The sequence below is a fragment of the Wolbachia endosymbiont of Aedes aegypti genome (genome assembly GCF_021496215.1).
GTDB classification, from domain to species: Bacteria; Pseudomonadota; Alphaproteobacteria; order Rickettsiales; family Anaplasmataceae; genus Wolbachia; species Wolbachia pipientis.
The window spans coordinates 545,616-561,443 of sequence record NZ_CP090902.1 but is presented as its reverse complement, the minus strand read 5'-3'; the positions used below and the strand labels follow the sequence as shown (position 1 = coordinate 561,443).

The window sequence follows — 15,828 nt, the reverse complement described above, 5'->3', positions numbered from 1 at the left end:
GAAAAAAGTGGAAAATCAAGGACGAATAAGTGGAAAGATAAAAATCCCAGCAAACATTCCAGCAGGTACTAAATTAGTACAGTTTTATGGGGATAAAGGAAGCTATGGAGAGGCAACTTATACTGGTAAAAAAACTATTACCATAGAAGAAAGAAGAAGAGTGATCGCAGCAAGACGAGTTGATCCTTTAGCCCAAACATTTACGCTAAATGAGAGCAGACACATAGGAGGCGTGGAGCTATGGTTTGTAAATAAAGGCAAAAAACGTGTTGTTGTTCAGATTAGAGAAACAGCAGTGGGAATGCCCTCGCAGACTGTCATTGCTGAAAGCTATATTGAGCCAAAAGATATAAAGATAGATGGCACAGCAACACGTATAACTTGGTCTCCTGTCTGGTGTGAATCTAGCAGAGAATATGCAATAGTTTTGCTAACCGATGATGCAGATACAGCAGTAAAAATAGCAGAGCTTGGCGAATATGATGTAGTAAATAGCCGCTGGGTAACGAGTCAGCCATATCAAGTAGGAGTATTACTATCATCAAGTAATGCAAGTACCTGGACTCCGCATCAAAATTTAGATTTAACGTTTCGACTACTAGCTGCAAAATTTAGTGAAAATTCTCATGTTATTGATCTTGGTAAAGTCACTGCAAACAACGTATCAGATTTAATAGTTTTAACAAATGTTGAAAAAGTAGCATTTGATACCAATGTAGAATTTATCTTAACAGATGAAGAAGGGAAAGAAAACTTTTTGTCTGATAATTTGCCGCTCGCGCTGCGTGAAAGACTATCTGGAGAGTTAACAGTAAAGGCAAATTTAAAAGGTGCAAAAGAAAAAAGTCCTGTCCTCTATCCTGGGTTACAGCTAGTTCTAGGTAATCTTTCAGAGTCCGGAGATTATGTTACAAGGAGCATTACAGCAGGAGCTAACACTAAGATAACAATTACCTATGATGCGCTAATACCTGGCACTGCAGATGTTAAAGCATATGTGGAACAAAGCGTCAAAGGATGGCAATTAGTAAATTTAACATCAGGAAAACCTATTGGGGAAAATTGGGTGGAGAGAACTCATGTACTAACAAACTTTAATAGCAATGAAACAAGGGTAAAATTGGTTTTAAGTGGAACGGTTATTTATCGGCCAAAGGTAAAAAACTTGCGGGTTGTTATAACGTAAGAAAATGCCAAATGATGAAACGAGGCGCGGATATCCTTTGCCACACCCAGAGAATATTGCAGTGGAAGATGTAGTACGTATTCGCAGAGCTATAGAAAAAGTAGATGAGGATATGAGTAATAGAGAAAATAAACATAATCAACTTAAAAGTAATTTTGAACGATTTAGATTTGAAACTTTTTTGAATTTTTGGGAATGAAAGAAGCAATAGAAGCGTTACATCAAAGGATAAAGGATTTAGCAGTAAGTAGCACACCTGATCAACTGGCATATCTTGCAAAATCGCTGGAATTGATAGCAGATAAAAAAGCTATTTCTGATATTGCGCAAATGACTAAAGTAAAAGAAATAATTGATGCACTACAAAAGAGGCTTAAGGATTTAGCAGAAAACAGTACACCAGATCAATTAGCATATCTTGCTAAAGCATTGGAATCAATAATCGACAAAAGTGCAGTTTCTGAAATTGTACAGATGACAGATGGTAAGCTAAAAGAACTTCTTGATAGTGCAAAAAAACACTTAACTGATCTGGATAATAAAAAAGCTAGTTCTTTAGCAGTGATCTCTGAATCAGAGAAGCAGTTATTAAAGAGAATTGATGAAAAAGGAACAACAAATTTATCGCTACTTGATACGAGAAAGAATGCCAATATTGCAGCAATAAATAGCATTAGTAACAGTCATAAAGATGGTCTTAAAGGTTTAGTGAATAACTTCCGTACTGTTAATGATGTGCCAAGTGGCTCATCAATTATTAGGGAAATAGAAACTCGAATTGAAAACATCCTGAATGAGGTAAAAACTCGGGATGAACAGTTAAAAGCGTCTCTTATAAATGAAATAAGAAAGCGCAACATGGTTGAACCAGGGTCATTACCTTTCTTATTTGGTGTACTTGGCAGAAAAAATAATTATTTTGGCCACGGAACTTTTACGACAGAGCTTGGAAAGTGGAGTAGTGATATAACAAAAACTGACTATATGTTACAACTACTAGCAGGTAGCCATACGTACAATACAGATTACGTTAGTTTTTATCGGCCAAGACAACTAAGTTTTATAGAGGGAAGTAAAGGAACATTTATTTACGGAGAGTTATGCACAAAAAGTTTTTCGGGTAGTTATGATGAGATATACTATTACCCGTATGCTGCACTTGGAGTAGTATTTGTAAAAAATACAACCAATGTGAACATAAATAAGACAATGGAATTTGTTGGATCATCGTATTCGAGTACGGAGTATGGGGGAGCAGGATTATTTGTGGGAACTCCTGATAACACTAATTCTAATAAATCAAGTATTTCAAAAATAGTATGGAAAAATGTTTACCAATACACGAGTTCTGATAGCAAGTTAGCCGGATCTGGTAATGTGGAGATTCCAGCAGGAAAAACAGTTGCAATATTACTTTACACATCATCTTATCTGTATTCCAGAACACAAGTTAGTCAAGGTATGCTTGCATCAAATTATGTACACAACTATGGTCAATTTATTCAGTGGGGGATTTATAACATACGTAGCAATTTTCTCACCACAGGGCTTGAGGTAGATGTGGAAAGGACGCTCAGGGGTTGGCAATGTCCAGGATTATCTAACACGTATGAGATTTGGAGGTAACAAACAATGTCTATCTACATTAGATTTGAAAATGATAAACAAGTAGAAACAACAACACTTGAAAGCAAGCCAACTGAAAATGATTGGTATGAAGCACCAGAAGATTTTGATTGGCAAAAAAGCTATTGTTTAACAGAAGGAGGAAAAATTGCTCAGCGTACTAAAGAAGATATACAAAAGGAGTTACTGGATAATGCGAAGCTTTGTGCATTTGATAGTATGCGTTTCTATTATGATAATCATACTCACCAATATGCAGGTCATTCTCACCAAAAAGCTAAATCTTATGAGATTCAAGCGGAAGCCGCAAAAAGCATTCTAGCAGACCAGGATGAAAAGGATAAAGAAATTATAGAACCTTTAGCAAAAGTCCGTGGTATTACGGTTATTGAAATGGCAAGAATAATTGAGGAAAAAGTGAAAAAAGCAGTAAAAGCAATAATTAAATGTGAAGAGCTTGAAGATTTAGCCAAAAGAAAGATTGAAGAAGCCAAAAGTGAAAATGAGCTACAGACTTTGCTAGATGATTTCAGGAAAAAAATACAAAGAAATGGCTGAAGAATTTTTACATGGCGTAAATGTTATTGAGGTAACCTCAGGAGCAAAGACAGTACGTACAGCTAAATCATCAGTGATAGGTGTAATTGGTACTGCACCTGAAGCAGATGAGCAAAAATTTCCGCTAAATAAACCAGTGTTAGTTGCAGGAAGCTTAAAGGAAGCAGCAAAGCTCGGAAAGAGTGGCAGTTTACCTTCTGCAATAAATGGAATATTTTCCCAGATTGGTGCAACAGTAGTAGTTATTCGAGTTAAAGAAAGTGAAAACAGCGATCCAAAGCTCAAAGAAAGTGAACTATTCAAAGTATAATCGGTGGAGTTGATAAAGAGACTGGAGAATATCAAGGGATAGAGGCATTCCTCAGTAGTGAAAGTATAGTTCATGTTGCTCCAAGAATATTAATTGCACCTCAGTTTACTCATCAGTTACCTGAAATAGATGGAGTAAATTCAGTAGTGAGTGCTTTAATTTCCATAGCAGAAAAATTAAGAGCAATTATTGTTGCAGACGGACCAAATACTAATGATGAAGAAGCAATAAAATGGAGAAAAAGTGTAGGCAGCTCAAGAGTTTACGTTGTTGATCCATGGGTTAAGGTATTTATTGAAGGAAAAGAAGGAACCTTGCCAGCAAGCACATTTGTAGCTGGTTTAATAGCAAAAGTAGATAGCGAACAAGGATTTTGGCACTCACCTTCAAATAAAGAGATAAATGGTATTGTTGGAACAAGCAGGCCTATTGATTTTAGCTTAGGTTATGCAAATTGCAGAGCAAACCACTTAAATGAAAATGAAGTAACAACGATAATTCATCAAAACAGCTATAGGCTTTGGGGAAATAGAACATGTTCAAATGACTCAAAATGGGCTTTTCTATCAGTAAGGCGCACTGCAGATTTAATTAACGATAGTTTACTTCGAGCTCATCTCTGGGCAGTTGATCGCAATATCACCAAAACTTATATAGATGATGTGATTGAGGGGGTGAATTCTTACCTTGCAAGTTTAAAAGCGCAAGGAGCAATTATCAGTGGAAAATGTTATGCAACTCCCGAACTCAATACACCGGCAAATATTGCAAGCGGAAAAGTGTCTTTTGATTTTGAGTTTACACCGCCATATCCAGCTGAGCAAATAATATTCAGATCCCATCTTGTAAATAATAGTGTAATAAGTTAGGAGAAAGCGAAGTGTTACCCAAAATACTGAGAAATTTTAACGTATTTGTAGATGGTCGTGGTTATGCAGGAAAAATAGATGAAATAACCTTGCCGAAGCTTACCATAAAAACCGAAGAGTACAGAGCTGGTGGTATGGATATTCCAATAAATATTGACATGGGCATGGAAAAGCTTGAAGCAGACTTTACTTTTGCTGAGTATGATTCAGAACTATTTAGACTTTTTGGCTTGATAGATGGAAACTCAGTATCTTTAACGCTCCGTGGAGGAATGCAAGGTAATGATATTGAAGCAGTAATAATCAATTTAAGAGGCATTTTTAAAGAGTTTGACTTTGGCAACTGGAAACCTGCTGAGAAAGCAACGCTGAAGTGTACTGTAGCTGCCCATTATTATAAACTTACTATAGGTGGTAATGAATTAATAGAGATCGATGCTGAAAATATGATTAGAAAGATAAATGGCGTTGATCAAATGGCCTTGCTACAAACGATTCTAGGGATCTAATATGGTTGACAAAATTACATAAAAATGTTAAAATATAAGAAGTTGTAGGTATATAGTTAATATGGATTCTAAAGCTCATACAAATTCCATAGAGCAGCTAACTGGTTTACTTGTTAGTGTAGCACAATCTCAAGACAAGTCCGTTTTAAAGTTATTAACTGAATTAATGGAAGAAGAAATTGAAGATATGGAATTATCTAAGATTGCTGACGAACGCTATAAAGAAAAGAGGGTTAAACATCAAGATGCCTTCTGGGATTAAGCCTTACAATATAGACTATTCAGAATCTGTTATAAAGAAAGACATTCCGGCTCTTCCAGCAAAAGTAAAGTTAATGATTAAGAAGGCAATAATGGAGCGTCTAACAGTTGATCCAATTGGACTTGGAAAGCCATTAAAGCATAACTTAAGTGGACAACGTAGTCTACGGGTGAGGTATACTTTATTATATAGATGTACCAGAACATACAGTAGTTATTACTTCAATTGAACACAGAAAAGATTCTTATCAAAGCTAATCCTATTTATAGCACCATACAAAGAAATTAGTTATGTAAAAGCCGATATAGACTTTTATTTAATTAACTTTTTAAGGAGGAACATGCAAGCTATAACACTTAATAACCCAATAACAGTTGATGGAATTTCTGTCTCAGAACTTACTGTTAGACGTCCAAAAGTTAGAGACTATCTTGCAATTGAAAGCTTAAATGGTAGTGACCTTAGTAAAGAAGTAACTTTGACTGCCAATTTGACATCAGTTGCAAAAGAAGCAATTGAAGAGTTAGATATTGCTGATTATGTGAAAATTCAAGAGGTATTAAAGGATTTTTTTTCACCGATTATCCAAAAAACTTGAGATTAGAAGTATTAATGTTCAGCTCTGTTGTAGGAGGCGGGGTTGAACAAATACTTGATATGGAGATTAATGAATTTATCTTATGGCATAAAGCAGCGAGGAAGGTACAATGTCAACATTATCTATAAAAATCGGAGCAGTTTTAGATGGCAGTTTCAGTACTGTAATAAAAGGAAGTAGCAGTCAACTTACTCATCTTGGTGAGAATATAAGAAAGCTTGACTCATCTTTAAAATCAGTATCAAAGTTTAAGCAGTTAGGTCATGATGTTTTGACTAGCAAGAGGTCATGGAAAGGCTTTGAAGATCAAGTAAAATCTTGAGCTAAACAAATGAAGGCAATAGAGAAACCGAGCAAAACTTTAAAAGCAGAATTTGACAAGGCCAAAACCTCTGCAATAAAAGCAAAAGAAGCATATTTGAAAAAGAGAGATGCTTTGCATTCATTTAATGAAGAAGTAAGAAAAAGTGGAAGAAATATTAAGTACTTAGTAAGTGACCAACATAAACTTGGCTCTTCTATTGAAGTATTAAAAGGTAAGTATGGTAAGCTTGGATCTGCAATACGTAGTCACCAAAGTTTTTTAGCAAGCAAAGCACATTTTAAGTCACAAATTATAGAGACTATTGGGCTAGGGCTAACGTTTGCAGCTCCAGTTAAAGTTGCAATTGACTTTGAAAGTGCTATGGCTGATGTTACAAAAGTGGTAGATTTTAAAAAAGGAACGGATGAAGCAACTAAATTTGCAAAGAAGTTAAAAGAGATGTCACGTACTATACCATTATCAGCCGCAGAACTGGCACAAATAGCTGCAAGTGGTGGTCAACTTGGTATCAAGAAAGAAGATCTTTTTATGTTTACAGAAACAGTGGCAAAAATGTCTACAGCATTTGATATGTCTGCAGAGCAAGCAGGTGATTCTATAGCTAAACTCTCTAACGTTTATGGAATTGATGTTAGTAAAATGGAATACGTTGGTAATGTAATCAATCACTTATCAGATAACACTGCTGCCAAAGCAAAAGATATGGTTGAAGCTCTAGCAATAGTTGGTGGTACTGCAAAACAATTTGGTCTTGACATCAAGGAAACAAGTAGTTTAGTAAATGCCTTCGTTAGTTTAGGTAAACAACCAGCAAAAGCTGCAACTGCTATAAATGCTCTACTTAGTAAACTTCAGACTGCTGAAGAACAAGGAGGGGATTTTAAAGCAGCATTAGAGCAAATGGGCATAACTGCAGAAGAAATAGTACAAAGAATAAGCGAAAACGGCGAAGAAGCATTACTCTACTTTTTTCAAGCTCTAAAGAAAATGGATAACCAGGAACGTTCTACAATCCTTATGAAACTTTTCGGTCAGGAATATCAAGATGATATTGCATTATTAGCTGGAAGTTTTAACAAATACGAAGATGCTATAAGGTTACTATCTGACACAGAAGAGTACAAGAGCTCGTTGCAGAAAGAATTTCAAAACCGTGTAGACACCACAGCCAGTAAATTACGACTTCTTCGCAACGCAATAGCTGAAGTTGGTATGAACCTGGGTTCAGTGATGCTGCCTACTTTAAAATCTATAGCTGAATTTTTACAAGAAAAAACTAGAAGCATAGCGTTATTTGCAGAAAAATATCCAACTTTAACCAAAGCAATCATGGGTACTGTAGCAGCCTTGATAAGTTTAAAAGTTGTAGCAGTGGGACTAGGATACGGATTTACATTGCTAGGAAGTACGATTTTTAGTCTGAAAGCAAACCTACTTGGAGTATTTTCATTTTTATCAGCTACAGTTTTTCCTGCAGTAGTAACAGGACTAAGAGCAGTAACACTCGCTAACCCTATAGGACTTTTAATTACTGGACTTGTCACTGGCGCAGCACTTGTTATAACTAACTGGCAAAAGGTAAAAGACTTTTTCTCTAGCTTTTGGAAATCGATAATAAAACCCATAGAAGAAGCTTTTTCATGGATAGGTGAAAGTATATTTGGAAAAGTATTGGGAAATAGCCCACTGAAAGAGTTTGAAAAAAGAAAAACTGAAGTAAAAGCAGTGCACACTCCCCTAAAAAGTAATATTCTCAACAGTGGAAATCCTGTGCTAGGTAACAGTATAATTAAAGAATTTTCAAAGAGAAATAAAAATAGCTTCAGAGTCAAAAGCCTTATTGAGGAGACAGAGAGCGATAAGATATTTGCAAGGAGTAAGTTTGAAAATAAAGAACAAAATAAAACTCAGAACATCACTAATAATTACACTATCAGCATTAAAGCAGAACCTAACCAAGATGTTCGTAGTCTTGCAGATGAAGTAATAAAAAGGATAAGAGAAAAGTCACGTGATGTTTTATTTGATACGGTAGAGACATTTTATTGATGCTATCTCTTGGTCCGTATAAGTTTGCTCCCACAAGTTTAAAGTATAGCAGAGAAAATCGTTGGAGCACGATTGAGTGTATTGAAAATATGCCACTATTACAAAATATCGGTCAAGGTGTAGAAAATATAGATTTAGAAGGAATGATTTATCTGCATAATCTCAACGTGCTAAATCAATTAAAGAGTGTGAAAGAAACTGAAAAACCACATATTTTAGTAGATAGTTTAGGTAATATTTTAGGACAATTCGTAATTACTAGGTTAGAAGAAAAGCAGATGTATTTTTTACCTAATGGACTACCGAGAAAAATTGAATTTAGTTTGAGTTTAAAAAGCTATAGATGACTATATACTATGTGAGTAAAGAAAATGAGATGTTAGATCTGATTTGCTGGAAACATTACGGATTTACTGATGGAGTAGTGGAATTAGTACTAGCAGAGAACTTGGGTTTGGCAGAATACGGAAGCTTTTTGCCCGCAGGATTAAAGATAAAGCTTCCTACTATTAAGAAAATAGTACAAAAGTCAAAATTAAAGGTCTGGGAATAAATGCAGCCAGATTTTATAATAGATAAATGTGAATCAATTAAAGATAGAGTTATATCATTGCACCTTACAGATGAATCAGGAATAATAGATGATGTAGTTGAAGTGTGTGTTGATTACAGGGATGAAGACATAGATATTCCGAATGAATTGAACATAGCACTAGGTTATAAGGAATTTGGAATCTTTCCAATGGGTATATATACAGTCAACGAAGTGACTATACAGGGTCCACCTAAGACTCTACTAATCAAAGCTCATGCAACAAATTTAAGAATATCTTTGAAGGCAAAAGTATCAAAAGAATGGCGCCAAATTACCATAGAAAACTTAGTAAAAGAAATAGCCCAAAAACATGGATATGGATACAAAGTCGCTGAGGAATTTAAGGATGTATTGATACCCCATATTAATCAGGCAGATGAAAGTGATATAAGTCTGTTAACAAAGATCGCAACAGAGCGTGAAGCAATGGCAAAATTAGCTAGTGGGTATATATTATTTATTTCAAAAAACATGGCAAAATCAGCCACAGGAAAAGCTTTAGGAACAACGACTATTAGACCTCAAGATACAATTAACTGGAAAGTGCATTTTACCGTACGTGATAAGTATAATTCAGTAGTGGCAAAGTGGCATAGCTATGAAAAGGGCGAAACTATTAAAGAAACAGTTGGTAGCGGTGAGCCAAGTTATATTATGCTGGAACTTTACTCAAATGCAGAGTCAGCACTAAGTGCAGCAAATGCCAAGTTGAAACAATTGAAGCTTAACAATGAAACTTTAGATGTAACTATGCCTGGTAATCCTCAAATTTTTGCAGAAGCTAAACTTAATCTTCTAGGTTTTAATCAAGCGTTAGATGGTGAATGGATAATTAATAGAGCGGAGCATACTTTAAATAGCTCGGGTTACCTTACTATGTTGTCAGCATCTTTGAGTAAGTAATGTTAAGAAAAAAATGAGTAATGATCTATTTAATATTAAGAAACTGTGTGCCAAATATGAAAAAAATAAAGTATAATGAAAGAGATAAACTACATTTCGTATGGTTCATACTATTAATAGTATGCGTTGTTATTACTTATTGCTATCAAAAATCTAAAGCTACAGATAATTATAACAAAACATTACAAGTGGCTACTAGTAATTGCAACTTAGGAATAGTAAAACTTTTAGTAAAGGATATGGCTCCAAACTTGAGTGGAACAACGTTACATTGTGCAGCAAGAAAAGGATGTTTAGACATTATCAGATTTTTAATAGAAGAGGAAAAAGTAAATATAAACGCACTTGATAGAAATGCATTTAAAAGAATAGCTTTACATCACGCTGCAGGTGAAGGACACCTAGAAGTTATTAAGTTTTTATTGGAGAAAGGCGCAAATCCTAATATTAGAGATATAGATGGAAAAAACCCAAGAGATGTAGCTGTGCTAAGATCACGGCACAATAAAGATAAACCATACGATGAAATTATACACTTGCTCTATAATGCTGAAAAAGAACATGAATCTGAGCAGTAATATTTCGTAACCGGAAACAAGAAGTAGTTGAAAGATTACACAGTTAGGAGAAACATGCAAAATCAAAAAATCCCACTAGCAGTAATTATCACTATGGTAATACAGACCGTAGCAACAATTTGGTGGCTCGCTAAGCTTGATTTAAGAGTACAAATTCACGATCAATTTATAGAACGAAATCACGGACTAATGGAAACAGTTTATCGCCTCGAGGAGCGGGTAAAAAACCTCATTGAAGAAGTTAATGAGCTTGAGCAAAAACACAAATAACAACTAAATTTCACAGTGGTAAAATACATTTTATCCGTTGATGGAGGTGGAATTAGAGGAATCATTCCTGCCATTATTCTCGCAGAAATAGAGCAAAGGACAAGAAAAACGATTGCTGAAATCTTTGATCTTATGGCAGGTACTTCAACCGGTGGGATTGTTGTAGCAGGATTATGTAAAAAAGATAAACCTCAATATTCTGCTAATGATTTAGTCGAGTTCTATCGGGAATATGGACCATATATTTTTAAGTCTTCATTTTTTAGGCGATCAATACTATCTTGGTTTAACTGCGCACAATATCCACATAAAAATATTGAATCTGTACTGGATAAATATTTTGGAGAGGATATTCTAAAAAACACTTTAAGTAATGTGTTGATTACGAGTTACGATATTCAGAATAACTGCCCATTTTTCTTTAAAAGCTGGAAAGAAGGTAATATTAAGCTGAAAGATGCACTCAGAGCTGCAACTGCAGCACCTACTTACTTTGCACCTAAATATTTAAAAGTCAACCAAAAGGAAATGGTATTAGTGGATGGAGGGGTGTTTGCCAATAATCCAGCAGCTTGTGCATATGCAAGTGGTAAGAGGTTATTTCCAAATGATGATATTCTACTGTTATCGATAGGTACTGGAAGAACAGATAGAAGCATAGCTAATTCAAGGAGATTTGGAAAGATAGGTTGGATAAAACCTCTGTTGAACGTAATGTTTGCCTCAAGTTTAGATGCAGTAAATTACCAACTTGATCAAGTTATAGCTGATAAATATATACGCATACAATCGCAATTGAAAATAGCATCACCTGACATGGATAATATTACATCAAAAAATATCAAATCTCTTCAGCAAGAGGCAAATGCAATGATAGAGGACAATCAGGAACTGATAGATAAATTCTGTGATGTTTTATCTTGATACGTAGAAATGCCAAAAAAATTCTGCAGAGCTAAATAAGGGTTTAGAATAGTTAATATATTAACTACTTTTACTTATATCTTAAACACAATTCAATTTTCACACTCACCTAACTCATCAACAGTTAGGCCACTTGCTCGCAAAATAACATCAGTAGAAACACCCGCCTTCACTAGATTTTTTGCAACCCTGATTTTCTCTGCTTTTTTAACTTTTTCCTTGCCACTTTTCATATCTTCAGATAGAGATTTGACTAATGATTCTTGTTCTCTGTACTCATCCATTAAACTCAATAGCTTTTTGCTTTCTCTTGTTTTAGGTAGCAGAACTTTAATATTCACTGATAATCCTTCTGCTATTTGATATAATTTATCAAATGATATGGCAGTGTATCCTATTTCATATTCGTGTATTTCGGGAACGTTCAAAGAAGCATACGCGTCAAGTTAAGAGATTGTAAGTAAATTCAGGGAAGTTAAGGTAGATACTCTAGTTTTTCTGTACTTGTCTTTTAATGAAAATCGAGACCAAGTTATGGTAAGCTTTTTAAGAAAAACTTTCAAACTATTAACTTTATTCTTTAGTGCTAAAAATAACTCTATAACCCGCCTTTTTAGCTCAATAAATGCCTTTGTTAAGCTAAGTTCTGTATTCTTTTTCACTTCTGTGCAACCAACTATGCCGTGAAATATAAGAATTGCGCACAATTTAGCATATAGTTCACATAATACTCTGCATGGCTTTCCTTTTAGCTTATCAAGTCTGATATGGCTTTTATACAATTTAAATAATAACTCAATTTGCCACCTTACTCTGTAAATCGTTAATACTTGCTCAGCACTAATTTTATTTTCTGGAACATTAGTTATAAATATTGACCAGTTCAACAATTTTTGATTTCTTTTAGAGGATGTATATCCCTGCGATCTTGCTAATCTATTAGCTTTCCTTCTTCTGGCCATAGACTGTTCTTCAGTTAGTTTCTGACATATAATTCTTACTCTAATTTTTGCTTCTTTTCCTAACAATACCTCGTTTTCTAAAAATAACTTATCCTCTAAACATTCTAATAACTCCATTTTTTGATTTGTTTCTACATCATATATGTTGGTATCGGATTTATAACGACTTATGAAATAAGCTCCTATTTCATTGATTTGTTTAAAAGAACTTGGCACAAAATAACCGAGATCAGATATTAGCAAATCATTGCTTAATATATTACTTAAATGTTTCCTATATCCCTGGTCTGATCTTACTCCCTCCGTTAAATTAAGTTGGTCTATTATCTGATTCATGTAGTCGAAAACTAATTGTAACTTTATTCCAGACTTAGTATTGCTTTCATAGCCACTGTAGCTAGTACCATAACCTTTATACATCTCTTCCATACTGTTAGGTAGAGTAATATAGCTACTGTCCAATAATTTAACACTATTAAATTGCTGTAAGATTTTGCAATCAACTTGCAAGATATTTTTGAAGAGAAGCACAGATTCATTATACATCCTTTTCATAAATTCCACTGCTTCTTCAGTAAATCTAAAATCCAAACCTTGTTTTGTTATATCTATCGAGTCCTCGTTTAGTAATTGACACATTGTTTCTACGCTACAATTATCAACCCCTATATTACCCAAGACCATGGCTTTTACGAACGATGAACCTTTTAGCTTTCTCTTTCTTTTTATAAACCTTGTTGTAATTGAGATTTTGTCTGCTTTTTCATTAAAAAATTCTTTGAGCTTTTTTGATAAGCTAGTTATTTTATTCATTGGTTCTCTCACTAAAAGTATTTCTGGGAGAACTTATACCTTATTATTCTATCTCTTTCATACCTTTATTTCCTTAACTTGACGCGTATGCAAAAAAGTGTGTCAAACCAAAAAAAAAGTAATAAATTGATATAAAAAAAATGGAGGTTTGACAATGAGTCAGAAAGTAGTAAACAGAACTACCGGTTTGGTAGATTACAAAGAACTGGAAGCAAATATACTGTCATCAATAAGGGAAGGCAGACCATTAACAGGAAGGGATGGAGCATTTACACCATTTATAAAAAAGCTGCTGGAGGCAAGTTTGGAAGGTGAAATAGAAAATCACTTATTAGCTGAAAGTGAAGAGAGGGTTTGGTTGGAAGAAGTGGAGTAGCGAATGGATATACAAAACGCTGGGTCTATATTCAGACTATAGAATAAGGTATTACAAACCGAAAGCATCACCAGCACAATATGTTATAAACTTTGGTAAAGAATCTGCTAGGAAAGCGTAGTGCGGATGCTGCGTTTGACGAGGCGGGAGCTGGAAACGTTAACATGGGAATTTGGATTGAGGCCTATTGTGAAAACAATGGATCAGCCACCAAACCCTAAAGTAGGCGCGCCAGTTCTTGACCCTACATATTTTTTTGAAGGTTAAATCCAGCTTAGGGTCGAGAAACTTAGATAAAGCCATAGCCAAAGTGTTTAAAAATATTAATAATTATACACACAATTATTCAACCATATTTTTGAAGATAGCTATGCCGCCGCGGTATCTCTTAGCCGCTAACAAGTAGCGGGATGACGATTGTTGGTAAATCTAAGTCAGTTTAGCTATAGGCAGCAATTTTCTGTATTTATTTTAAATTGAAGGAAGCTCAAATGAAAGATCATGTTTTGCTAAAAATCACAGAATGCAGTCTAACAGTGAACGGTTACGCTTTTGATCAAAAATGTTGTATAGTACACAATCAATTTTTCTGGATCCAAGTAGTCAAGGCACTGCCTTTGTGTTTGAGGCAAAATCGGCTATAACACTTAACATACTGCCTTTGCAAACAAATGTTCGTACAGTTATGTGTCAGCTACTTGCATGACGCCATTGCCTGAACGGGTACCAATGATTACCTATCAATCTCACCAAAAACTATATCGAGTGAGCCAATAATTGCTGCAACGTCAGCAAGCATGTGTCCTTTTGCCATAAAGTCTAAGGCTTGTAAATGCGCAAAGCCAGGTGCTCTTATTCGGCACCTATAAGGTCTATTGGTACCATCTGAAACTATATACACTCCAAACTCACCTTTTGGTGCCTCAACAACTGCGTAAGCCTCACCTTCTGGTACGTGATATCCTTCTGAATAGAGCTTAAAATGGTGAATCAGAGCTTCCATAGATTTTTTCATCTCTGCTCTTGACGGTGGAGAAATTTTTCTATCTTCAGTTTTTATTTGCCCTTCAGGCATTTTCTCTATGCACTGCTTCACCAAACTGATAGATTGCCTAATCTCTGCCATTCTAACTAGATAACGGTCATAACAGTCGCCATTTTGGCCGATCGGTATATCAAAATCTAGTTGATCATATATCTCATATGGCTGGCTTTTTCGCAAATCCCAAGCAAGCCCAGCAGCGCGCAACATTGGGCCACTAAAGCCCCAATCAAGTGCCTGTTTAATTGATATTTCACTAATTCCTACAGTGCGTTGCTTCCATATCCTATTTTCTGTTAAAAGTTCATCAACATCGTCTATATATTTTGGAAATTGCTCTATAAACTTTGCAATATCCTCAATCAAATCTTCTGGAACATCTGCTGCAATTCCACCTGGCCTGATGTAAGCTGCGTGAAACCTTGCACCTGAAGCTCTTTCGTAAAATTCCAGTATTTTTTCTCTTTCTTCAAAGAGCCATAAAAGAGGGGTCATTGCTCCAACATCAAGTGCTTGAGAAGAAACGTTCAGTAAATGATTTAGTATTCTCGTCAGTTCACAAAACAAGACACGTAAATACTTTGCCCTAATTGGCACTTCACATTGCAACAATTTCTCCACACAAAGTGAATATGCATGCTCTTGTGACATTGGTGATACGTAATCAAGGCGATCAAAATAAGGCAAAGCTTGAAGATACGTTTTATGTTCTATTAATTTTTCAGTACCGCGGTGCAAAAGCCCAATATGGGGATCTGCCCTCTCGATCACTTCACCATCCATCTCTAAAACAAGACGCAACACTCCATGTGCAGCTGGGTGCTGAGGTCCAAAATTTAACATCATTGTCTTTAGATCGGGCATGTCCAGTAGTTTAAGATATTAAAATTGTATAGGCTAAAGTGCGCTCAAAGTCAATAAACTTCTTGCATAGGCTACAACTATCATTCAATAGAAACAAAAACTTTTACAATGGCTAATAAGTGTTGGTAAAACCAAGTCACTTTAGCTATAGAATGACAAAAAAGGTTTGCATTAGCCAAATTTTTAGTTGAAGTAGCATAAGAGGTTAA

General features: G+C 35.1%; 16 protein-coding genes and 4 pseudogenes. 17 read left to right on the top strand and 3 right to left on the bottom strand.

Annotated elements, in window-relative coordinates; translation table 11 throughout:
• Positions 1-7: 7 nt before the first annotated feature.
• The 15 genes and pseudogenes from L0Z58_RS02865 (at position 8) to L0Z58_RS02790 (ending at position 11,562) form a co-directional block, all read left to right on the top strand.
• Positions 8-1,186 carry a hypothetical protein gene (locus L0Z58_RS02865; protein WP_010962689.1) on the top strand — a complete coding sequence of 393 codons (1,179 nt, stop codon included), beginning with the start codon at positions 8-10 and terminating at the stop codon, positions 1,184-1,186.
• Between the two features lie 4 nt (positions 1,187-1,190).
• Entirely contained in the window at positions 1,191-1,385 is a 195-nt protein-coding gene (locus L0Z58_RS02860) for a hypothetical protein (protein ID WP_010962688.1), read from the top strand.
• Positions 1,382-2,812: a hypothetical protein gene (locus tag L0Z58_RS02855; protein WP_022626305.1), complete on the top strand. Its 1,431-nt coding sequence runs from the start codon at positions 1,382-1,384 to the stop codon at positions 2,810-2,812. The genes L0Z58_RS02860 and L0Z58_RS02855 overlap by 4 nt, the downstream gene beginning before the upstream one ends.
• A gap of 6 nt (positions 2,813-2,818) precedes the next feature.
• Positions 2,819-3,370, top strand: a complete 552-nt coding sequence (locus L0Z58_RS02850; protein WP_010962686.1) for a hypothetical protein — start codon at positions 2,819-2,821, stop codon at positions 3,368-3,370.
• A pseudogene (locus tag L0Z58_RS02845) lies at positions 3,363-4,549 on the top strand (phage tail sheath subtilisin-like domain-containing protein). The gene L0Z58_RS02850 and the pseudogene L0Z58_RS02845 overlap by 8 nt, the downstream one beginning before the upstream one ends.
• Positions 4,550-4,560: 11 nt before the next feature.
• A complete protein-coding gene (locus L0Z58_RS02840) occupies positions 4,561-5,058 on the top strand; it encodes a phage major tail tube protein (RefSeq protein WP_010082216.1) in 498 nt (165 codons plus the stop codon).
• 61 nt (positions 5,059-5,119) lie between these two features.
• Complete coding sequence (locus L0Z58_RS02835) at positions 5,120-5,320, top strand: hypothetical protein (protein ID WP_007303020.1); 201 nt, start codon at positions 5,120-5,122, stop codon at positions 5,318-5,320.
• Positions 5,321-5,660: 340 nt separating this feature from the next.
• Positions 5,661-5,918, top strand: a complete 258-nt coding sequence (locus tag L0Z58_RS02830) for a phage tail assembly protein (protein ID WP_010962685.1) — start codon at positions 5,661-5,663, stop codon at positions 5,916-5,918.
• 109 nt (positions 5,919-6,027) lie between these two features.
• Positions 6,028-8,292 (top strand): annotated as a pseudogene (locus L0Z58_RS02820) (phage tail tape measure protein).
• Positions 8,292-8,639, top strand: coding sequence for a phage tail protein (locus L0Z58_RS02815; protein ID WP_022626303.1), 348 nt, complete (start codon positions 8,292-8,294; stop codon positions 8,637-8,639). Before L0Z58_RS02820 ends, L0Z58_RS02815 begins: the two are co-directional and overlap by 1 nt.
• Positions 8,636-8,845: a tail protein X gene (locus L0Z58_RS02810; protein WP_010081876.1), complete on the top strand. Its 210-nt coding sequence runs from the start codon at positions 8,636-8,638 to the stop codon at positions 8,843-8,845. Before L0Z58_RS02815 ends, L0Z58_RS02810 begins: the two co-directional genes overlap by 4 nt.
• Entirely contained in the window at positions 8,846-9,790 is a 945-nt protein-coding gene (locus L0Z58_RS02805; protein ID WP_010962681.1) for a contractile injection system protein, VgrG/Pvc8 family, read from the top strand.
• Positions 9,791-9,846: 56 nt separating this feature from the next.
• The gene (locus L0Z58_RS02800) at positions 9,847-10,368 is read left to right on the top strand and encodes an ankyrin repeat domain-containing protein (protein WP_010962680.1); all 522 of its coding nucleotides are present in this window, start codon (positions 9,847-9,849) and stop codon (positions 10,366-10,368) included.
• 54 nt (positions 10,369-10,422) lie between these two features.
• Entirely contained in the window at positions 10,423-10,638 is a 216-nt protein-coding gene (locus L0Z58_RS02795) for a hypothetical protein (RefSeq protein ID WP_022626301.1), read from the top strand.
• Between the two features lie 15 nt (positions 10,639-10,653).
• Positions 10,654-11,562: a patatin-like phospholipase family protein gene (locus L0Z58_RS02790; protein WP_010962679.1), complete on the top strand. Its 909-nt coding sequence runs from the start codon at positions 10,654-10,656 to the stop codon at positions 11,560-11,562.
• A 92-nt stretch (positions 11,563-11,654) separates the two neighbouring features.
• On the opposite strand, the pseudogene L0Z58_RS02785 reads toward L0Z58_RS02790, so the two are convergent.
• A pseudogene (locus L0Z58_RS02785) lies at positions 11,655-11,990 on the bottom strand (WO male-killing family protein Wmk); the annotation flags it as partial.
• Between the two features lie 18 nt (positions 11,991-12,008).
• Positions 12,009-13,337 carry an IS4-like element ISWen1 family transposase gene (locus L0Z58_RS02780; RefSeq protein ID WP_010962373.1) on the bottom strand — a complete coding sequence of 443 codons (1,329 nt, stop codon included), beginning with the start codon at positions 13,335-13,337 and terminating at the stop codon, positions 12,009-12,011.
• 154 nt (positions 13,338-13,491) lie between these two features.
• Between L0Z58_RS02780 and L0Z58_RS02775 the strand changes: the two are divergent.
• Both L0Z58_RS02775 and L0Z58_RS02770 read left to right on the top strand, forming a co-directional pair.
• Positions 13,492-13,686: pseudogene (locus tag L0Z58_RS02775) on the top strand (IS256 family transposase); the annotation flags it as partial.
• Positions 13,687-14,275: 589 nt separating this feature from the next.
• Positions 14,276-14,419, top strand: coding sequence for a hypothetical protein (locus L0Z58_RS02770; RefSeq protein ID WP_153296793.1), 144 nt, complete (start codon positions 14,276-14,278; stop codon positions 14,417-14,419).
• Positions 14,420-14,446: 27 nt separating this feature from the next.
• Here L0Z58_RS02770 and L0Z58_RS02765 read toward each other — a convergent pair whose 3' ends face one another.
• Positions 14,447-15,619, bottom strand: coding sequence for an NADH-quinone oxidoreductase subunit D (locus L0Z58_RS02765; protein WP_010962676.1), 1,173 nt, complete (start codon positions 15,617-15,619; stop codon positions 14,447-14,449).
• Positions 15,620-15,828 lie beyond the last annotated feature (209 nt).